This is a genomic window from Palleronia sp. LCG004 (genome assembly GCF_032931615.1).
GTDB lineage: Bacteria > Pseudomonadota > Alphaproteobacteria > Rhodobacterales > Rhodobacteraceae > Palleronia.
Genome location: NZ_CP136760.1, coordinates 63,702 through 83,273 on the forward strand (window position 1 = coordinate 63,702; position 19,572 = coordinate 83,273).

A 19,572-nucleotide genomic window follows, 5' to 3' on the forward strand; every position below is an offset into this window, starting at 1 on the left:
CCGGATCACGGCCCGGGATCGATGTTTCCCGGTGTCGGGATGCACCGATATATCCCGCTCGATGCAGCGGTTCCCGCTAGGCTGACCCGATCCGCTTCACGTTCCCGACGACCTCCGCGGCAAGGCCGAGGGCGCGTGCAGCCGTCATGGCAAGGCCGGGCAGGATCATCCATTCCAGCGACCAGGCGGCTCCGGAACGTTCCTGCTCGTGGACCAGCGCGTGATGAAGGCCGGAGACGTCGGTTGCGGCCGAGCGGGCGAGGGTGACAAGCAATTCGGCCCGGACGGGATTGTGCTTGTGGGGCATGGCCGAAGACCCACCGCCGCCCGCCAGTTCGACCTCCTCGACGCCCTGCTGCGCCATCAGGCAGATGTCCTGCCCGATCTTTCCGCAGCTTCCCGCAAGAAGGGACAGGAGGGAGGCGTATTCCGCGACCCCGTCCCGCGCGGCGTGCCAGGCCCTGTCGGCGGGGGCAAGGCCGAGCTCCGTCGAGAGTGCCGACATCATCGCGTCCGCGTCGGCACCGAGAGCGGCGCGGTCGCCCGATGCCCCGCCGACCTGCAGCCGTTCCACGCGCGGACGGAGCTCGGCCAGCCGCGCGCGGTGGCGAGGCAGAGGATCGGCCCAGGCGCCGATCCGGTCGCCCGCGGTGATCCGAGTCGCCGCCTGCATCCGTGTGCGACCCATCAGGGGCCGGGTTCCGAACCGGTCGGAAAGTACGGCGAGCGCAGCTTCCAGCGCGGCAATCCGCTCCTCAAGCAGATCCGACGTCTCCCGGAGGGTCAGGGCAAGCGCGGTGTCCATTATGTCCTGCGACGTGGCACCGGCATGCACCGCCCCCGCCGCGTCGCCTGCGGCATCCTTCAGCGCGCGGACGAGGGCGGGAACCGGCAAGCCGTCCCGGGCGGTGCCTTGGCGGAGAAGGTCGAAATCGTGGGTCCATCCGGCAATCGCCGCGGCCGCGGTCGCGGCCGTATCCGGAGGCACCCGTCCGACGGTGCCGAGCGCGCGGGACCAGGCCGCCTCCACGGATACGAGGTGGCCGAGCTGGCGTTCGGGCGACCAGATGGCCTGTGCCGCCGCGTCGCCGAAGAGACCGCCGAGCCAGGGATGGTCGAAGACCGAGATCATCCGATCCGGTCCCACAGGTCGCGGATCGCCTCGGCCACGGCGTCGGGCCGCTCGATGCAGGGCAGGTGTCCCACGCCCTCGATCTCGCGGTACGCGCCGCGGGGCAGGCTTTCGGCCAGATCTGCGAGAAGCTCGGGCGGCGTCGCGAGATCCGCCGTGCCGGCAAGACAGATCGCGGGGACCGCGATGTCGCCCGTCCGCGCGCGCAGATCGGTATCGCGGATCGCGGCACAGCAATTGGCATACCCGTCGGGCGGTGTGCGGGTCAGCATCGCCCTGTAGCCCTCGAGCTCGATCCCGCGCCTGACACGGAAATCGGCTGAGAACCAACGCTCGAGCACCGCATCGGCCATCGCGTCGATCCCGTGGGCACGGAGCGCATCGATCCGCGCCGTCCAGCTCTCCACGTCGCCGATCCTCGCGCCGGTATTGGAGAGGAGCAGCCCCGCCACGAGGTCGGGCCGGGCGAGCGCCAGTTCCTGGGCGATCATGCCGCCCACGGAGACGCCGCAGACAAGCGCGCCGGACAGGCCGAACCGCTCCATCGTGGCCGCGACATCGGCGGCATACCGTGCCATGTCGGCCGGCGTCGTCTGGCTCAGCCCGTGGCCGCGCTTGTCCATCCGCAGGATGGGGCGCTCGACCGGAAGCCGTTCCACCACCGCGTCCCAGATCCTCAGATCCGTGCCCAGAGAATTCAGGAACACCACCGCGCGCCCGGTGCCCGCGCGATGATCGACATGCAGCACGGTCCCGTCGATCCGGACGAAGTCGGGCATCGCTCAGGCGGCCCGCAGCCCGAGGATGGCCCGCGCCTCGGTCGGGGTGGCGACACGGCGACCCGCGCTCTCGACGATTTCCGCCGCGCGCGCGACCAGAGCCGCGTTCGACGGCGCGAGCCGGTCGCGGTCGAGCCGGATGTTGTCCTCGAGCCCGGTCCGCAGGTGCCCGCCGGCCTCGGCCGACCAGCGGTTCAGCTCTGCCTGGTGGCGTCCGATTCCGGCGGCGCACCAGGGTGCGTCGGGACCGAAGAGGTCGCGCACCGTCTCGACGTAGAAATCGAACACCCGTTTCACGGCAGGCATCGCGTTGCGCACCCCCATGACGAACTGGACGTAGGGGATGTCCGCTAGCTCGCCGCGGTCGTGCATCGCCTTCGCCTGATAGATGTGGGAAAGGTCGAAGGCCTCGATCTCGGGCTTGATGTCGTGTTCGCGCATTTCGGCGGCGAGCCAGGCCACGAGATCGGGCGGATTCTCGTAGACGCGCGTGGGAAAGTTGTTCGATCCCACCGACAGCGACGCCATGTCGGGTCTGAGCGACAGCATGCCGCCACGCGCCTTTCCCGCGCCCGACCGGCCGCCGGTGGAGAGCTGGACGATCATGCCGGGACAGTGCCGCTCCACCCCCTCTTTCAGGGCGGCAAAGCGGTCGGGGTCGGAACTCGGGCTCTCGTCCTCGTTGCGGACATGGGCGTGACAGATCGTGGCCCCGGCCTCGAAGGCGGCCTGGGTGCTTTCCACCTGTTCGGTCAGGGTGACCGGCACGGCCGGATTGTCGGATTTGCGCGGCACCGATCCGGTGATCGCGACGCAGATGATGGCGGGATCAGACATCGAGGAACACCGTCTCCTTGTCGCCCTGAAGATGAATGTCGAAGCGATAGACGCCGTCCTCCGCCGGAGTCGCGATCAGGGTTTCGCGACGGAAGGCGGGAGCGACCATGCCGAGGAGCGGATCCGCCCCGGTGTCGTCGTCGCCGAAATAGACCCGCGTGTGCAAGCCCACATTCACCCCCCGCGCCACCAGCCAGAGCGAGAGGTGCGGCGACTGGACATGCCCATGCCTTCCCGGCACGGGGCCGGGCTTCACCGTCTCGATCCGGAACGCGCCGGTCTCGAAATCGGTGGCGACACGACCGAAGCCGGTAAAGCCGGACGCGGCATCGGCGTGCCGCGGATCGGCCGGGTGGGGATAAATGCCCTGCGGATCGGCCTGCCAGACCTCGATCACCATGTCGCCGACCGGAACGCCGAGCCCGTCGAAGACGCATCCCTCGATCGCGATGCGCTGTCCGAGAACCTCGGGCCCGGCGATGGAGGCACCGATCTCGGCGGGGTAGGCTGACAGCCCGGCAAGGCTCGGGAGGGTGCCGATATGGACGAAGGGTCCGGCGGTCTGAGACGGCGTCTCCCTTGGGTTTTCAAGCGGCATCACGCCCCCTCCAGCTTGTTCTCGAACATGGTCTGTCGCCGCCCTCTCAGTACGATGTCGAACCGGTAGGCGAGGCTGTCGAGCGGCACCGAGGCGTCGAGATCGAGGGGGGCCATGAGCCGATCGAGCGCCGCCGGGTCGGGGATCGTCTGCGCGATCGGGTCCTGGGCGCGCAGGGGATCGCCCTCGAAATACATCTGGGTGATCAGCCTCTGCGCCAAGCCCGCGCCGAAGATCGAGAAATGGATATGCGCCATGCGCCACGAGTTGGACAAGTTCCGGAACGGATAGGCTCCGGGTTTTACCGTGCGGAACGCGTAGTAGCCTGTCTCGTCCGTCAGGCAGCGCCCGCAGCCGCCGAAATTCGGATCGAGCGGTGCGACGTAGCCGTCCTTCACATGCCGGTAGCGTCCGCCGGCATTGGCTTGCCAGACTTCCAGAAGCGCGCCCGGCACGGGGTTGCCGTTCCCGTCGGTGACCCGGCCGTGGACGATGGTCCGCTCTCCCATCGCAGGCGCGCCGGTATAGTTGTGCACGAGGTCGTGGTCGAGGTCCCCCAGCGCAGCATGGGAGAAGGTCGGCCCGGTGATCTCCGATAGCGAATTCTCGACCGACAGAAGCGGCAGCCGGGACGCGCGCGTGACGGTCGTCTTGTAGTCCGGCGTCAGGGCAGGTGGGTGCTGGCGCCGGTCCCGCTGATGATATTCGAAACTCACAAATTCACTCCCATCTCGGCGTAGATCTCCTTCGCGACCTTGATCGCGTGATTGGCGCGGGGCACGCCGGCATAGACCGCCACGTGCATCAAGGCCTCGCGCACATCCTCGGGGCTGGCGCCGGTATTGGCCGTCGCGCGCACATGCAGCGCGAACTCCTCGAAATTGCCCAACCCCGCCAAAAGCGCCAGCGTCACCAACGATCTCTCCCGCAGGCTGAACTGCGGTCCCGACCAGACCGATCCCCAGGCCCCTTCGGTGATGAAGTCCTGGAACGGCGCGTCGAACGACGTTCTGGACCGCTCTGCACGGGCCACGTGATCATCGCCCAGAACCCGCCGCCGCACCTTCGTGCCGGTTTCGTTTCGTGTCGTCATCCTGCAGCGCCTCATCCTCGGAATTTCCCGCATCCCACCATGGCATAACGAAAACGCCGGATACATTGGCAATCCGCAGCCTGAGCTATAACCGTTTGGGAATGGATCGGGGGCGGGCCGACGTCATTGCACGGATCATCCGAGCCGCATCTGCCTGTCGGTGAGCCGAATGACGGCAGCCGCGTTCGTCGAGGCCACGCCGATGCAGGACGCGCGCCTCTACCGCAAACACGATCCCTCGGTTCGCCTGCGAATTGCCCGTGTGCCGATCCGGCGTGCCTTTCGCGGAGGTTCCGGCGGGCCAGAGGGAAAAGGCTGGGCGTTTACCGGTCGAACCGAACGATCCGGGACCCCCGAAGGCGGGCGGCGACGACGCTCAGGGCGTCGATCAGGGCTTCGACGTCCTCGGGCGGCGACTCCTCCCTCCGGGTCGTGATCCCGAGCGCGCCCGAGAGAAACGGGGCCTCGAGACGCCATCGATGCAGCGAACCGTTCCGCAATTCTCGTTCGACCACGCCGCGGGAGATGAACCAGAGCATGTCCGACCCCTCCAGAAGACGCAAACCGGCGGCCAGCGATACCGTCTCGAAGGCGATGACCGGGTCGAGAATGCCCGACACCGCCAGGAAATCCTCTACCGGGCGGCGGATGATGGCGTTGCGGTTCGGAAGGATCAGCGGGTTCGCCCGCAACGCGGCGGCATGATCGTGCAGGGCGAAAGGATGATCCTTCCGGCCCACCAGAACCACCTCTTCATCGTAGAGCCACTCGAACCGAAGGCCGGGCATCTCAGCGGCTTCCGGCATTCGCCCGACCATCAGGGCAATCTCGTTCGCCCTGAGCCGTTCGACCAGATGACGGTGCGGTCCGGTGGTGATCGCGAGCCTCAGACCGGGGCGGCGGGTCCGCAGATCGAGCGCCGCGTCCGGAAGAAGCCGCCCCGCCGCCGTCGGCAGCACACCAACCGCAATCGTTCCGGCGCTCCCTCCGGCCTGGATGGCCTCGGCGCCGGTTTCAAGCTGCTGCAGGGCAAGAATGGCATGGCGCCGGAACGTCGTCCCCTCCGCGGTCAGAACGACGCCGCGGCCCACGCGCGCAAGCAGTTCCACGCCCAGCATCGCCTCGAGATCCGCCATCGCCTTCGACAACGAAGGCTGCGCGACTCCCAGCTTGCGGGCCGCGGCGGAGATCGTGCGTTCCTCGGCGACGGCGAGGAATATCCTGAGATGCCGGAGCTTGACGCCGCGATGTATAGTCAAAGCTTCATAGCTCCCCAATCGGACCCCACCTTACTGCGCCTTTCGCGGTATGGAAGACCCGCGACGGGGCACAGGGCGCATCCCGCCGCGTCACCATGGCGGGTGCAAGGGGCAGTCGACGGCCGTGGCGCGCAAATCGCTCGATGATTGCAGCGACAGGCGATACCTGACCGTCAATGCCGGATCGTCCGTCAGGACGGCCAGCCTGGATCGCCTTTCAGACGGGCAGGACGATGGCAGCCCGTAGCCCCGGGTCACGTGGCGACAGGACGATGTCGCCGCCATGCTGGCGGGCGACGGCGCGGGCGATGGACAGGCCCAGGCCAACGCCGCCCGTTTCGCGCGAACGCGATCCTTCGAGCCGGAAGAACGGCGCGAAGACCTCCTCGGTCCGGTCGGCGGGAATGCCCGGACCGTCGTCCTCCACCAGGATGCGGATGGCCGTCCTGTCCGCAGCCAGGCGCACCTCAGCGCCGCCGCCGTAGCGTACCGCGTTCTCGGCGAGATTGCGGATGGCGCGGCGCAATCCGTCCGGACGGCAGCGATACGTCCTGCGCCCGCCCGATCGAAAGCGGACCGGCTGCCCCAGTTCCGCGAGGTCGTCGCAGACACTCTCGACCAGGGCGTTCAGATCGATCGTGCGAGTCGGCTCGGAGGTCGTCTCGCGTCCGCTGAGGGACAGGGCGGATTCCGTCATCGCCTGCATCTCGTCGATGGTCGTGAGCATCCGCTCCTGCAATTCGGCATCCTCCACCAGCTCGGCGCGCAGCTTCAGCGTCGTCAGGGGCGTGCGAAGATCATGCCCGATCGCGGCGAGCATCCGGCTTCGATCCGCCACGAAGCGGTGGATCCGGTCCTGCATGACGTTGAAGGCCGCGATCGTCCGGCGGACGTCCTCGGGTCCGCGCTCGGTCAACGGGAGCACGGCTTCACCCCGGCCCAGGGTCTCGGCCGCGACGGTCAGGTCGCGTAGCGGGCGCGCGATGCGGCGGACGGTCAGGACCCCCACCAGCGAGATCAGGATCGCTGCAAGGGCGAGCGAGAGCGGCAGGTGCGTTCGAAAAAGCGTTTTCGGAAGGCCCTTGTAATATGCGGCATTCAGGTAGCTGCCATCGGCAAGCGGCATGATGAGGCCCGCGCCGTTCCGGCTGGCGAAGTCGAGGGACAGGGAGGCGTCCGAGAGATCGCCCGAGGCCGGCATCGGTCCCGTCCACGCCGCGCCCGACAGGAAGTGATGCGCATCCGCGTCGGGGGGCAGGGGGCTCTGCGCCGTGGCTCCATCCATGTCGTCGAGCAGGTCGCCCAGGGGCGTGTCGAACAGACCGAAGGCGCGGCGCACCCAGGCATCGCGCGTGACCGGCGCCTCCTGCGTGATCCAGAAGCGCGACGTCTCGGTGCTGCTGATCCGGATCAGATCGTCCCGGAAGGCCGGGGGCGCGGTCTCGAAGAGACGGGCGAGCGCGGTGACCCGATGCGCGAGTTCCGTCCGGGCCGACGCGCGCAGGTCCTCCTGCAGGTAGTCCCACAGGATCGAGAGGGACACGACCTGCGACAGGGCGAGGGCCGCGAGCATGGACACGAGAAGTTGCGCGGCGACGCTGCCGTGCCAGATGCGCAGGAGACGGGTCACGTCGTGTAGACCTCGGGCATGAAGCTGTAGCCGCCCCCGCGATGGGTCTGGATGATGACGGGATTCTTCGGGTCGCGCTCGACCTTGCGCCGCAGGCGGCTGACCTGGTTGTCGATCGAGCGGTCGAATGGCTCCGCCTCCCGGCCGACGGTGAGGTCGAGCAGCTGGTCTCGGGACAGGACTATTCCGGGACGCTCAACGAACACGTTCAGCAGCCTGAACTCCGCAGTGGACAGCGGGACGCCGATGCCGTCGTCGCCCTGAAGCTCCCGCCGGCCGAAATCCAGGACCCAGCGATCGAAGCGTATGGCGGACGCGCGCCGAACGACCCGTTGCGGCGGCAGTGAGTTCGACCTTCGCAGCACCGCCTTGATGCGTGCCACCAGCTCGCGCGAGGAGAACGGTTTGACGATGTAGTCGTCGGCCCCCAGCTCGAGCCCGATCACGCGATCCGTCTCCTCGGTCCGCGCCGTCAGGAAGATGATGGGAATGCTTGGCCCGGGCCGCGAACGGATGGTACGGCACAGCGTCAGCCCGTCCTCGCCCGGCATCATGATGTCCAGAACGACGAGGTCCGGCGCACCGGTGTCGAGAAGCCGTCGAAGCGCCGTCCCGCCCTCGGCCGTGCTGACGCGGTAGCCCTGCTTCTTGAGATATTGGCCGATGAGTTCGCGGATCTCGCGGTGGTCGTCGACGACGGCAATATGAGGGACGTGGTCCATCGCGGGTCTCGTGGCATGACGGTTGCAACCCTTCTACAGCATCCGGCGCGGGGATCGGCGTGCAAAACTGTATCGGAATGTATCCGAACCCGTGCCGCGTCGAAGGTCCCGGGTAGGAGCGATACAATTCGATACGGACCACGACACGGGCGACACAGCCGCGCGACACGCACGCCCTAACGAGGGCCGCGAAGCTGCACGATGGCACCGACGTACCGCAGGTCGCCGGCAGGCCGCTTCCGGGTCCGGAGCGCGACAGCCGCGCGAGGGAGCCGCCATTCGATCCAGGGCCGGCCGGCGGATGTCCCGCATCGGCCCCTGCACCCACGGGAGGTCTCATGACCGCATTCACCGTCAACGACATGCCGGTCGACGTCGCGGCCGATCCGGCCAAACCACTTCTCTGGGTCCTGCGCGAAAATCTGGGCCTGATGGGCCCGAAATACGGGTGCGGCATCGCACAATGCGGGGCGTGCCGCGTCCTGATCGACGGCGTGTCGACCCCGTCCTGCGTCGTATCGCTCGGCAGCCTCGAAGGCGTCGCGATCACCACGGTCGAGGGGCTGGAGGCCGCCGACGGCACGCCCTCGGTCGTCCAGCAGGCCTGGATCGATGAACAGGTGCCGCAATGCGGCTTCTGTCAGCCGGGTTTCCTGATCGCGGCAACGGACCTGCTGGCGCGGTCCCCGGCCCCGACCGATGCGGAGATCGACGAGGCGATCACCAACATCTGCCGTTGCGGCACCTATCCCCGCATCCGCCGCGCGATCCACCGCGCCGCAGCGATGCAGCAGAACTGAGGGAACGACCATGCCTATCTTATCGAGACGCGCCTTCCTTCTGACCGGTGCCGTCGCGGGCGGCACCGCGCTCGTCGCCGGGATCGGCGGCGTGGGCTACCTGGCCACCCTGGACGTCGACGGCCTGGATGGCGGCGAGGTCGGTGCCGACCGAACCGAGTTGAACGCCTTCGTCGTCCTGCATTCGGATGGGGGCGTCTCGATCAACGTACCCCGGACCGAGATGGGGCAGGGCATCCATACCGGCCTGGCCATGGTGCTGGCCGAAGAGATGGACCTGCCCTTCGACGACCGGATCAGGGTGGTGTTCCCGACCGAGTCTCACCCGGCCTATTCCTCGTGGTTCAACGTTCTGCAGGTCCGGCCAGAGGATGCACGCGGTCCCGTCGTATGGCTGGGACGGCGCATACTGGGTGAACTGGGATTCATCGCGACGGGGGCGTCGGCGTCGATGATGGCGCTCTGGCACCCGATGCGCGTGGCAGGCGCGGCGGCGCGCGGGATGCTGGTCGAGGCCGCGGCCATCCGCTTCGGCGTTCCGGTCGCGGATCTGCGGACCGCCGACGGCGCGGTGCATCACGACAGGTCCGGCCGCGTCATCGCCTATGGCGACCTCGCGCGGGAGGCCGCCCGGCTGGCACCCCCCGCCGATCCCGTCCTAAAGGCGCGCGCGGACTGGCGGATCGTCGGACGTTCGCAGTCCCGTGTCGACATTCCGGCCAAGGTGCGCGGGGCGCCGGTCTTCGGCATGGATGTCGTCCTGCCGGACATGCTGCACGCGTCGATCCGGCACGTGCCGGTCTTCGGCGCCGAACTCGCGCTCATTCGCAACGAGCGCGAGGTGCGGGAGGCACCCGGTGTGGTCGACGTCGTGGCGATCGACGGGCGGCACGTCGCGATCGTCGCCACCTCGTGGTGGCAGGCGGAGGAGGCCGCCTGGCGTCTCGACGCCGAATGGCGCGGGACAGATGCCGATGGCGAGGACACCGCAAGCCTGGCGGCCCGGATGAAGGCCGCGTTGGACGCCGCCGCGCCCCACGACCATATCGACGACGGCGACGTCGCGGCGGCTCTGTCCGCCCCGGGTGCCCGGATCGTCGAGGCCGAATACGACGTGCCCTACGCGACCCATGCCTGCATGGAGTCGATGAACGCCACGGCCGTCCTGCATGAAGACGGCCGTGCCGAGGTCTGGGCACCCTCGCAGAACCGCGCGACGATGAGCGGCGGGGTGACCCGCGGCATGGGATGGGCGGGGGTCTCGCCCGACAGGGTAACGCTCAACGTCACGATGAACGGCGGGGCCTTCGGACGGCGCAGCGACATGGACGTCATCGCGGAGGCGTCGTTCCTCGCGGCGACGTATCCCGGGCGCCCCGTCAAACTCCTCTGGCCGCGCGAGGAGGACATCGGACGCGGTCTCTACCGCAGCCAGGCCGCCGGGCGGCTCCGCGCCACACTGGGGCCGAACGGGATGCCGCTGGCCTACGATGCCACGGTCGCGGCGCAATCGATCCTGAACTCGATGGCGAGCCGCAACCTGCCCTTCGCACCCGGCGCGGACGGCGACGCGCTTACGGTCGAGGGGCTGGACAAGGCATACTACGCCATCCCGGCCCGGAGGATACGCAGCCAGAACGTCCCGAGCCACATGCCGATCCATTTCTGGCGGTCCAACGGCTACTCGTTCAACACCTTCTTCACGGAGAGCTTCGTCGACGAATGCGCCGCCGAGGCCGGGATCGATCCGCTCGCCTACCGGCGCGACCTGCTTCGGGACAGCCCCCGTCACCGCGCCGTGCTGGATCGCGTCGCCGAAATGGCCGGTTGGGACCGGCCAATGACCTCCGGGCGGGGCCGGGGCATCGCGATCGAGGACTGCTATCGCAGCATCGTCGCGCAGGTCGCGGAAGTGACGGTGTCGGATGACGGCGAAGTCCGCATCGATCGGGTCTTCTGCGCAATCGACGCGGGTCTCGTCATCAATCCGGACTCGGTCGTGGCCCAGATGGAGGGGGGCATCGCCTGGGGCGTGACGAGCGCGTTGATGAGCGCATTGACCATCCGGAACGGCGAAGTCGTCGAGACGAACTTCCACGACTTTCCGGTCCAGCGGCTCGCGAACGCGCCCGCAATCGAGGTCGCTCTCGTTCAGAGTGACCAGCCGCCCTCCGGGGTGGGCGAACCCGGCGTCGTACCGGCGGCTGCGGCAATCGCAAACGCGATCTTCGCGGCGACGGGGCGGCGGCTACGCTCGCTCCCGCTGGCCGTGACGGAGACCTTGGGTGGCGGGCGCATCCGCTCGGTCCTGCCGGCCGCGCAGGTCTGAGGGGTGAAACGGATGACAGTCGCTTCACCCTGCGGACGTGGACCGGGAGGAGACCGCCCGTCGGACATGCGGCGGTTCCTGCGGGCAGGGGCGGCCGATCCGCTGCAGGTCGCCGCCATCCTTCCGTCCGGCGCAGCCTTGGCGAACCCGATGACCCGGGAGATCGATCTCGGATTGGCCCCTGTGCTCGGACTCGCACTCGGGACAGGCGTCTTTACCCGGGCGCTGCTCGATCGAGGGATTCGGACGGAAGAGCTGACACTCGTGGAACTTCACACCGATCTGCGGAGCCGGTTCCCGGGTGTGCGAGTGGCGCAGGGGGATGCGTCCCGGTCTGACGTCAGGGCCCTTTTCCGACGGCGAAAGCCGGCGGGGTGGTAAGCGGCCTCGGACTTCTCTCGATGCTGACGCGAACCGTGACACGGATCCTGTCGGGTGCGTTCGATTGTCTGCACCCCGTTGGCCATTTCCACCAATTCACCTACGGCCCGCGCTGCCCGGTCCCACAGGCGGTCCTCGACCGCCTGGGCCTCGAGGCACGGCGGGCGGGCGGAACCTGGCGGAACGTCCCGCCATCTTCGGTCTACCGGATCTCACGCCGCATAGCCCGTCCCGACCCGGGCCGGTCCTTCACAAAACGAGTATCCTCATCATGAAATGGACGACAAACGACATTCCAGATCTGACCGGCCGCCTGACCGTCGTCACCGGAACCGGCGGCATCGGGTTCGAGACCGCGCTCGCCCTGTGCCGGGCAGGAGCGGACGTGATCCTCGCCGGCCGGAACCCGGCGAAGGGATCGGGTTCGGTCGAGCGTATCCGCGATGCGGAGCCACATGCCCGCGTGCGGTTCGAACAGCTCGACCTCGCAAGCCTCGCTTCCGTGGCCGCCTTCGGCGATCGCATGAGGCGCGAACTCGACCGGATCGACGTACTCGTGAACAACGCCGGGGTGATGACGCCGCCGGATCGGCGCGAGACTCGTGACGGCTTCGAGTTGCAACTCGGCACGAACTATCTCGGCCACTTCGCTTTGACCGCGCATTTGCTGCCGCTCCTCCGAGGATGCAGTTCGGCACGGGTCGTCTCGGTCAGCAGTATCGCCGCCCGCGCCGGCACCATCGACTTCGAAGACCTCAATGCCGAACGCGTTTACAAACCGATGACCGCCTACAGCCAGTCGAAGCTCGCCTGCCTGCTGTTCGCCATCGAGCTTCAACGCCGCAGCCGGAACGAGGGATGGGGGATCACGAGCGTCGCCGCCCATCCCGGCGTGTCGCGCACCGATCTGCTGCCGAACTCGGCGGGCCGTTGGGACGTCGCCCGACTTGTCCGCACCTGGCTTCCGATCCTCTTCCAGCCCGCCGCACAGGGTGCCCTGCCCATTCTCTACGCCGCGACCTCTCCTGCCGCGGCGGGCGGCGGATATTTCGGGCCCGACCGGCTGAGCGAGACACGCGGATATCCCGTAAGGGCCCGTCTACCCGCGCAAGCAGCGGATACCGAAGCAGCCTCGCGGCTATGGGTGGGCTCGGAGCGTTTGACGGGCGTTCGCTTCGGTGATGGCGGGCAGTGGGGCACTGGATGAGCGTGAGAACCTAGACCGCCGCGGTCATCCGCGTGCGCCTCCGACCGGGGCGCAAGCGGGTTATGGAGTATTATCAGGCCCGCAGCCAACCAGCAAATCTGGTGCCGAACGCGCCGATCTCCAAGTGGGTCGGGACCGATGGGAGGTGTCCGGTCGACGGCCCTGTTGTACGCTTCGTTCGAAGTGTGGATGACGGAAAAGTGGCGGATCGGTCGTTTCTCCGACAACCCGGGCCTGGCGTTCCATCGAAAACGGCAATTGCCGCTGCGGTTCGTTCGTGAGCGCGGACAGGGCGTTTGCGATGGCGGGAGCGGTCATCGGGACGCCGATCTCACCGCCACCGCTCGGGGGCTCTCCCGACCCGACGAACTGCACTTCGATCTCCGGAATGTCGGAGATCCGGATTGGCACCTGATTGTAGAAGTTGGTCTTTTCAATCTGTCCCGCCGTGAAGGTCGAGCGTTCGCGCAGGACACTCGACAGACCAAACGTGATGCCGCCTTCGTCTTGGCGCGATGGGCCTGAGGACGAATGACGATGCCGGGGTCGCTGCTTGCGCGTCGCGACCGTCCGGCACCCGAAGCCGCCACCCATCTGCATGGCATGGAACCGGATGCGGTCGGGCGTGGTGCCGAGGACGGCAGCGGCGATCATGATCGAGATCGTTTGACTCTGTGTGCCGAGCCAGACGTCCGCGCCCCTCCCGTCCGCGTCGACAGCGGCGGCGTGATCCATAACGATGACGTCGATTGCGCGGGCAGCGGCGGCTGAGTTCGGTATCGGCGTCTCGCCTTTGACCGGGGACAGGAGCAAGGCCGGATGAACCGTGTCGGGGAGGTCGACATCGATAGCAGAGACAGGCGTGCCGGTCGTCTTGTCTGGAATGTCCAGCCGCTCGACCTCGGTGCCGGCGATGGTCCGGTGGGGACGTGGAGCACCGTGCCGTGCCGGGTCATGACCTCTTTGGCAGGGACATCCCGATGCGCGGCGGCGATCTGGATCGGTATCTGGCGCCTGCGCGCCGGCTTGTCGTAGATGTGTGAAGTATCCCTCGACCGACGAACAGCCCATCGCGACAAGCGCGCCCCCGGCCGCGGGGGCCGAAGAAGTTTTCGGGATTTTCACTGATCTGCTCGGAGGCGACGGTGGACCAGTCGGCGTCGAGTTCCTCACAGGCTTTCGATCGTGGTGATCTCGCTGTCCGCAAGGCCTTCGATCGCCATCTGGCAGGCAAAGGTCGCCTGTCCGTCGATATGGACCGTCCACGTGCCGCACATCCCGGCACCATTGCCGTACCACGAGCCCTTCAGGTCGAGCTCGTTTCGCAGTGCCCAGAAAAGAGCCGTATCTGTCCGGACTGCATCGCGGGCGCTTAAGACCAAAATGGCGCGTCAGGCTTGCTTCGGCGCGCTGACTGGCAATTGGTGTCGGTGCGGTCAGACGCGGACCGACTGCGCTCAGAGACTGCTTGTTTGGCCCGAACCAGGGCTAATCCGAGAGCGGTCGATACCATACCCATGATCCTGGTGTTTTCTTCCAATGGTTGACGGTGGGCAGGGCACCGAAGAAACGAGCCCCGTCCGCAGGATCGTGCGCGACTTCATCGTCAACCATTACCCTCTCGACCCCGGCCGGGTCATACTCGGTCATGCCGTGCATCGCCCCAGACGGATCAGCCTCAGCGAGGCGAGCCGTAGATTGCGTATTAGGCAGGTGAGGGTCAGGTCTCTTTGCGCTGCCGCAGGGATCGTCGTTCGCGAAGATCGGGCGTCGTTGGGTGAGGGTGATTTTCAGGATTTCCTCGAGTACGTCGGCCGCTTCGCCACGTACAAGGAGACGATTTCATATATCGGGTGCGGTCCATCGCTATGGCTGCGTCTAAGAGAGGTCTGCCTGATATCCCAAAGCAAGATGGAAAAAGGAACCCGGCGCTTCCTATGGTCCGACGTCCGTGGCTTCACGAAGCCGACCGAGGATCTTCCACTGAGCCGGGAGACCGCTCGACTTCGTTCATTCTGGAAAACCTGTAGCCAGCTGAACTGCACCGTCGTCGATGTGTACGAGATGATCCAATCCGGCCTCGTCATGACAGCAGCTCGGTCCTTTGGGCCGACCCACTTCACCGCCTTGCTCATGGACCCCAAAGAGATCCGCGATCACCCGGTTCCAGGCACCCCTCGGGATCCCCACTTGACGGAGGCTGCGATAAAACTCCGACCTGACGGGTACACCATCCATTACCTGGCCAAGCATGGGTTCCTTAAAATCCGGAAGTTGCGGCATCCTTCAAGCCGTAACATGCGATGGTATGTCGACCGTCACAGCCTCGAGCAGTTTCTCGCTAAGCATATTACCATCGGGCTCCTCGCCAAGGCGCTCAACACCGTCGCCGGTCTGCCGGTGAACCATCTGAACAAGATGCAGATCGAGCCTGTCATCGCCGCGTTCAGGATCAGTCGGATCCACGATAGGGATGTCGTTCAGGCTCGTCTGGCTGTTCCAAGCGACTTTGGCGCCCGATTCTTATGGCCGCTGGCATCGGAGTTTTTCAGCGACGGTCTGGCTCGGAAACCCCCGCTCGACACGAGGCGCTAGAAATCGCATTATGCGGATAAAGCTGCCATTCAATCGTGTGAGCATTTTTCCATTTGGAAGCATAGGAAACGAGGACACCGCTTCCAACGCAGGAGATCTAGCGTGGTGATTGCGGGCACGATGGCTCGGCGTCGAATTGCGGTCGTGGAGCCGTTGCTGGAATAGCCCCGGGAGCACGCGATGCGACGTCAACCTGCATGTAGCTCTGCCCTGAATTTCGCCACGTCCCGTGCAGGTGGCTGACCGAACGCACGCGCATATTCGCGGCTGAACTGGGTCGTGCTCTCGTAGCCGACGTCGAAGGCGATCGAGGTCGCGTTGCCTTCGCCTGCGAACAGGCGTGACCGCGCGTGCAGCAGACGGACGCGCTTTTGATACTGCAACGGGCTGAGCGCCGTCGCCGCTTTGAATTGGCGATGAAAGGCCGAGGCGCTGAGGGCCGTCATCTCGGCGAGTGTTTCCACGCGCAGTGGCGCGGCGAAGTTTTCGCGGATCCAGTGGATGGCTACATCGATGCGCGAAAGCGCCGTGTCCGGTGTGGCGATATCGCGCAGAAGCCAGCCGAGCGGCCCCTGCAGCACGCGGTAGAGGATCTCGCGTTCGTAGGCCGGGGCCAGTGCCGCGATGTCATGTGGCCGCTCCATGAGTCGCAGCATTCTGACCCAGGCGTCCAGCAGTTCGGGCGTGACGGCGGCGATGTCGAAGCCGGGCTGGCCCGGGGACGGCGCGACAGGTTTGGGCAGATCCGCGAGCAGGTTCGTGATGATCTCGGGCCGGAGTGTCAGGTTGACGGCGAGGTAGGGCGCGCCGTCCTCGGATGGGTGAACCGCACCGACCGCGGGCAAGCCGACTGACATCACGAAATAGGTGGCCGGATCGTAGCGCAGGCAGCGTTCGCCCACCGTCATCGTCTTCCAGCCTGTCAGGATCAGGTTGATCATGGGGTCGTAGACCGCCGCAAGGCGATGCGCAGGGATCTCACCTTGAACCATGGCCACGCGCGGGATGCCCGTATCGGTGTGCCATGGCCCGGCGTTGCGCGCGAGGTGGCGGAGTTCCTGAAGCTGCTCTCTCATGAGGGAGATGCTGGCAGGTTCGACGCGAACGCACAACGACGGAGCAGGAATAGGCAAGATCCGAGGAGGAACAGGCGCGCTGTCGCGCCATCCGGTCGCTATCTCAGTCGCAACAAGACAGGAGACCGACCATGAGCATCGTCCTCATCACCGGCGGCAGACGCGGCCTTGGGACCAGCATCGGGGTCGAATATGCCCGACGCGGCATGGGAGTCGTTCTGACGTTCAACACCCGACGCGACGCGGCGGAGGCCGTCATCGAGCGGATCGCGTCCAAAGGCGGCGCTGCGGTTGCATTGCCCCTCGACGTGGCCGACAGCGCGGGCTTCCCGGCCTTCCGCGCGGCGCTGGTCGCGACCCTGAGCGCGCATTGGGGGCGTGATGGGTTCGACGTGCTCGTCAACAATGCGGGCGTCGGGCTCTACAATTCGATCGAGACGGTGACGAAGGCGCAGTTCGAAAGCCTCTACATGGTCCGTCTGAGGGGCCCATTCTTCCTGACCCAGCTCCTGCTGCCGCTGCTCGCCGAGGGCGGTCAGATCGTCAACATGGCAAGTGCGACCGCCCGCGTCGGAGAGGCGGCGGATGTCGGTACGATGGTCGCGAGCCTTCTCGGGCCGGAAAATGCCTGGATCAGTGGCCAGACCATCGAGGTCTCTGGCGGCTGCGCAATCTGAAGGAATGACCATGCTGGACCACATCTTCCTCACCGTCCGCGACCTGGAGCGATCGGTGGCCTTCTACGAGGCCGTCCTGCCGGGCCTCGGCATTACCGTGCGGCACGACTATCACGGCAAGGATGGCCCCGAGGGCCATCCCGATCTTAAGGGCTTTGGTGCCGGCGGCCGGATCTTCTTCTGGCTCAGGCAGGGCGAAGCGTCCGGCGGTGCCGTGCATGTGGGCTTCGTCGCCCGATCCGAGGCCGAAGTGCGCAAGGCGCATGCCGCCGCACTCGCGGCCGGAGCGCAAGAGATCCATGCTCCGGGACCGCAGCTGCATTACGACCCGCGCTATTACGCGGCGCAGGTCCGCGACCCCGACGGCCATTCCATGGAATTCGTCTTCAAGAGCTGGCAGCATGACAGCTGAGGCCACCCCCTTCCGCTCCGCGATCGCAGCGCGTGCTTTCCTCGCCGCGACCCATGAATTCGACATCGAGGCGGTGCTGCGCTGCTTTCGTCCCGATGCGGTGATCGATGACCCCTCGACCGGCGAGAGCTTCGAGGGGATCGAAGGTGTGCAAGACTACGTCATGCGCTTCTTCGTCGGCTATCGGACCCGTTCGCGAGTGATCTCGGTGGACCGGCTGGAGGGTGACCGCGCCCGGCTTCGCGTCGATTTCACCGGCGATTTCGGCCACGAGATAGGCCGGCTCGACGTCGTGACCGACAAGCATGGCCGCATCCTGCGCATCGATGCGGATCTCGAGTGACCTCGGAGACCACCATGTCAGACCTGATCCTTTACGGCGCGACCGGATATACCGGGTGCCTGGCGGCCCGCAGCGCCCTCGAAGCCGGGCTGTCAGTCATCTTGGCAGGCCGCTCGGTCGAGAGCCTGGCCGCGCTGGCCTTTGAACTGGGCGTGCCCTAACGCTGCTTCGGCCTCGATAATCCGACAGCTATCGAGACCGGGTTGGCGGGTGCATCGGTGGTGTTGAACTGTGCTGGCCCCTACCGTCGAACTGCCGCGCCGCTGATGGAAGCGGCGCTGCGTGCCGGCTGCCATTATCTCGATGTCTCGGCCGAGGTCGACAGCTATCGCCGGGCCCGGGAATTGGACGCCCGCGCCACGGTGGCCGGCGTCATGCTTCTCCCGGGAAGTGGCGGCAGCGTCGCGATGCTCGGAAGCTTGGCAGCCCACGCCGTGGCGAGGGTCGCCGAACCGTACTCGATCGCCGTTGCGCTGCGCGTCTCCGGCCCGATGTCGCGCGGCTCTGTCCTGAGCGCGGCGGAAAGCGTGACATCGGAGGTTCTCGCACTCCGGGACGGCAGGCTTGTGCTGCTTGAGGCGACCCCGACCCTTGGCTTCGATTTCGGGCACGGGGCCGTCGACTGCTTCAGCGTCACGTTGCCTGATCTGCTGACCATCGGCCGGTCGACCGGCATCGGCGAGGTGGAGACTTTCGTCCATGTCGCAACCGGGGCCTTTCCGCAGGGCGACACGGAGACGTTGGCCGACGGACCTACCGACGCGGAGCGCGCGGCGCATCGCTATCGGGCCGTGGCAGAGGTCACCGGCGCGGACGGGCGCGTCGCCAGGTCGCGGCTCGACACGGTCAACGGCTACAGCTTCACCCCACTGGCCGCGGCCGAGGCCGCGCGGCGGGTGCTGGCGGGCAGGCTTCCAGACCCCGGCGGAACTGTTCGGCGCAGCGTTCGCCGAAGCCATCGCCGATACCCGGATCGTCGGTTTCTGACCGCGAGGCTCACGGGATCGGCAGGCAACATCGAAACATGAATCGAGACAGCGAGATGACAGGAAGACTTGCGGACAAGGTTGCCTTCGTCACCGGCGGGACCAGCGGCATCGGCGAAGCGATCGCCACCCGGTTTGCGTCGGAGGGTGCCAAGCCCCATTCGTCGCTGGGCTACCGATCGCGAGCGCCGGAGGCTGTTCACTGGCCCTCTCGTGGGCGGGGATCAGCCCCGCCGCAGGCATCCGCCTTGGCACGGAAACCCGTCATGCACCAAGATTGAAACCGGACCACCCGATAGGGGCAGGCCAGACAGAGAAACCGAAACAGCACAGACGCATCACGATTTCATCGAGCCGGCCACCAAAGTAACCGGCCGGGCGCTTACAAGAGCATTCCAGCGATGCCGGCCAGAAGAAGAACTGTGGTGACGTCTATCAGCGTGGTCTGCGCTCCGGCGATCAGCCGGCTGAGCGTGTCCCGGCCAGGTTTGTCGGTGCCCAACCAGTGCTGGATCGGAAAACACTGCATGGCCGACATCGGGTCCTGCCTGGCCGGGTCATACGGACTGACCCAAGCACCGAAGAGAGTGAAGAAGGTGAAGAAGAATACCAGAAGCAGCATCGGCCAGCCACAATGCGTCGATGCGCAACCGCGCTTCACTGACGATATGGTTCGGCGGTGGCATAACAAGCGACGCGTTTGGGCAGCGCGGTCG

20 protein-coding genes and 1 pseudogene are annotated in these 19,572 nt (G+C 66.7%); 8 read left to right on the top strand and 13 right to left on the bottom strand.

Features of this window, described 5'->3' with window-relative positions:
- Positions 1 to 76: 76 nt before the first annotated feature.
- The 9 genes from RVY76_RS14775 to RVY76_RS14815 all read right to left on the bottom strand — a co-directional run bounded on the left by RVY76_RS14775 (position 77) and on the right by RVY76_RS14815 (position 8,050).
- The gene (locus RVY76_RS14775) at positions 77 to 1,132 is read right to left on the bottom strand and encodes a 3-carboxy-cis,cis-muconate cycloisomerase (protein ID WP_317377020.1); all 1,056 of its coding nucleotides are present in this window, start codon (positions 1,130 to 1,132) and stop codon (positions 77 to 79) included.
- A complete protein-coding gene (gene pcaD, locus RVY76_RS14780; RefSeq protein ID WP_317377021.1) occupies positions 1,129 to 1,911 on the bottom strand; it encodes a 3-oxoadipate enol-lactonase in 783 nt (260 codons plus the stop codon). Before pcaD ends, RVY76_RS14775 begins: the two co-directional genes overlap by 4 nt.
- 3 nt (positions 1,912 to 1,914) lie before the next feature.
- Positions 1,915 to 2,748 carry a 3-keto-5-aminohexanoate cleavage protein gene (locus RVY76_RS14785; protein WP_317377022.1) on the bottom strand — a complete coding sequence of 278 codons (834 nt, stop codon included), beginning with the start codon at positions 2,746 to 2,748 and terminating at the stop codon, positions 1,915 to 1,917.
- Entirely contained in the window at positions 2,741 to 3,346 is a 606-nt protein-coding gene (pcaG, locus tag RVY76_RS14790; protein ID WP_317377023.1) for a protocatechuate 3,4-dioxygenase subunit alpha, read from the bottom strand. The genes RVY76_RS14785 and pcaG overlap by 8 nt, the downstream gene beginning before the upstream one ends.
- Positions 3,346 to 4,062: a protocatechuate 3,4-dioxygenase subunit beta gene (pcaH, locus tag RVY76_RS14795; RefSeq protein ID WP_317377024.1), complete on the bottom strand. Its 717-nt coding sequence runs from the start codon at positions 4,060 to 4,062 to the stop codon at positions 3,346 to 3,348. The genes pcaG and pcaH overlap by 1 nt, the downstream gene beginning before the upstream one ends.
- Positions 4,059 to 4,439 carry a 4-carboxymuconolactone decarboxylase gene (pcaC, locus tag RVY76_RS14800; protein ID WP_317377025.1) on the bottom strand — a complete coding sequence of 127 codons (381 nt, stop codon included), beginning with the start codon at positions 4,437 to 4,439 and terminating at the stop codon, positions 4,059 to 4,061. Before pcaC ends, pcaH begins: the two co-directional genes overlap by 4 nt.
- A 323-nt stretch (positions 4,440 to 4,762) precedes the next feature.
- The gene (locus tag RVY76_RS14805) at positions 4,763 to 5,698 is read right to left on the bottom strand and encodes a LysR substrate-binding domain-containing protein (protein WP_317377026.1); all 936 of its coding nucleotides are present in this window, start codon (positions 5,696 to 5,698) and stop codon (positions 4,763 to 4,765) included.
- A 217-nt stretch (positions 5,699 to 5,915) separates the two neighbouring features.
- Positions 5,916 to 7,328, bottom strand: a complete 1,413-nt coding sequence (locus tag RVY76_RS14810; RefSeq protein ID WP_317377027.1) for an ATP-binding protein — start codon at positions 7,326 to 7,328, stop codon at positions 5,916 to 5,918.
- Complete coding sequence (locus RVY76_RS14815; protein WP_317377028.1) at positions 7,325 to 8,050, bottom strand: response regulator transcription factor; 726 nt, start codon at positions 8,048 to 8,050, stop codon at positions 7,325 to 7,327. Before RVY76_RS14815 ends, RVY76_RS14810 begins: the two co-directional genes overlap by 4 nt.
- 338 nt (positions 8,051 to 8,388) lie before the next feature.
- Here RVY76_RS14815 and RVY76_RS14820 point away from each other — a divergent pair, with 338 nt between their 5' ends.
- From RVY76_RS14820 to RVY76_RS14830, 3 genes are all read left to right on the top strand, one after another.
- Positions 8,389 to 8,850 (top strand): (2Fe-2S)-binding protein, encoded by a 462-nt coding sequence (locus RVY76_RS14820; protein ID WP_317377029.1) that lies wholly within the window; start codon positions 8,389 to 8,391, stop codon positions 8,848 to 8,850.
- A gap of 10 nt (positions 8,851 to 8,860) precedes the next feature.
- Positions 8,861 to 11,179: a xanthine dehydrogenase family protein molybdopterin-binding subunit gene (locus RVY76_RS14825; protein WP_317377030.1), complete on the top strand. Its 2,319-nt coding sequence runs from the start codon at positions 8,861 to 8,863 to the stop codon at positions 11,177 to 11,179.
- A 649-nt stretch (positions 11,180 to 11,828) separates the two neighbouring features.
- The gene (locus RVY76_RS14830) at positions 11,829 to 12,767 is read left to right on the top strand and encodes an SDR family oxidoreductase (RefSeq protein WP_317377177.1); all 939 of its coding nucleotides are present in this window, start codon (positions 11,829 to 11,831) and stop codon (positions 12,765 to 12,767) included.
- 60 nt (positions 12,768 to 12,827) lie between these two features.
- On the opposite strand, the gene RVY76_RS14835 is transcribed toward RVY76_RS14830, so the two are convergent.
- On the bottom strand, positions 12,828 to 13,892 hold the full coding sequence (locus RVY76_RS14835) for a molybdopterin cofactor-binding domain-containing protein (protein WP_317377031.1): 1,065 nt from the start codon (positions 13,890 to 13,892) through the stop codon (positions 12,828 to 12,830).
- Between the two features lie 44 nt (positions 13,893 to 13,936).
- On the bottom strand, positions 13,937 to 14,149 hold the full coding sequence (locus RVY76_RS14840; protein ID WP_317377032.1) for a hypothetical protein: 213 nt from the start codon (positions 14,147 to 14,149) through the stop codon (positions 13,937 to 13,939).
- A gap of 208 nt (positions 14,150 to 14,357) precedes the next feature.
- Here RVY76_RS14840 and RVY76_RS14845 point away from each other — a divergent pair, with 208 nt between their 5' ends.
- Positions 14,358 to 15,362: a hypothetical protein gene (locus tag RVY76_RS14845; protein ID WP_317377033.1), complete on the top strand. Its 1,005-nt coding sequence runs from the start codon at positions 14,358 to 14,360 to the stop codon at positions 15,360 to 15,362.
- A 188-nt stretch (positions 15,363 to 15,550) separates the two neighbouring features.
- Here the strand turns inward: RVY76_RS14845 and RVY76_RS14850 are convergent, their stop codons facing one another.
- Positions 15,551 to 16,438, bottom strand: a complete 888-nt coding sequence (locus RVY76_RS14850; RefSeq protein ID WP_317377034.1) for an AraC family transcriptional regulator — start codon at positions 16,436 to 16,438, stop codon at positions 15,551 to 15,553.
- A gap of 131 nt (positions 16,439 to 16,569) precedes the next feature.
- On the opposite strand from RVY76_RS14850, the gene RVY76_RS14855 reads away from it, so the two are divergent.
- From RVY76_RS14855 to RVY76_RS14870, 4 genes and pseudogenes are all read left to right on the top strand, one after another.
- Positions 16,570 to 17,115 (top strand): SDR family NAD(P)-dependent oxidoreductase, encoded by a 546-nt coding sequence (locus RVY76_RS14855; RefSeq protein WP_317377035.1) that lies wholly within the window; start codon positions 16,570 to 16,572, stop codon positions 17,113 to 17,115.
- 10 nt (positions 17,116 to 17,125) lie between these two features.
- Positions 17,126 to 17,527: a VOC family protein gene (locus RVY76_RS14860; protein ID WP_317377036.1), complete on the top strand. Its 402-nt coding sequence runs from the start codon at positions 17,126 to 17,128 to the stop codon at positions 17,525 to 17,527.
- On the top strand, positions 17,517 to 17,870 hold the full coding sequence (locus RVY76_RS14865; protein WP_317377037.1) for a nuclear transport factor 2 family protein: 354 nt from the start codon (positions 17,517 to 17,519) through the stop codon (positions 17,868 to 17,870). The genes RVY76_RS14860 and RVY76_RS14865 overlap by 11 nt, the downstream gene beginning before the upstream one ends.
- A 14-nt stretch (positions 17,871 to 17,884) precedes the next feature.
- Positions 17,885 to 18,857, top strand: a pseudogene (locus RVY76_RS14870) (saccharopine dehydrogenase family protein).
- A gap of 381 nt (positions 18,858 to 19,238) precedes the next feature.
- Here RVY76_RS14870 and RVY76_RS14880 read toward each other — a convergent pair.
- Complete coding sequence (locus RVY76_RS14880) at positions 19,239 to 19,478, bottom strand: hypothetical protein (protein ID WP_317377038.1); 240 nt, start codon at positions 19,476 to 19,478, stop codon at positions 19,239 to 19,241.
- Positions 19,479 to 19,572 lie beyond the last annotated feature (94 nt).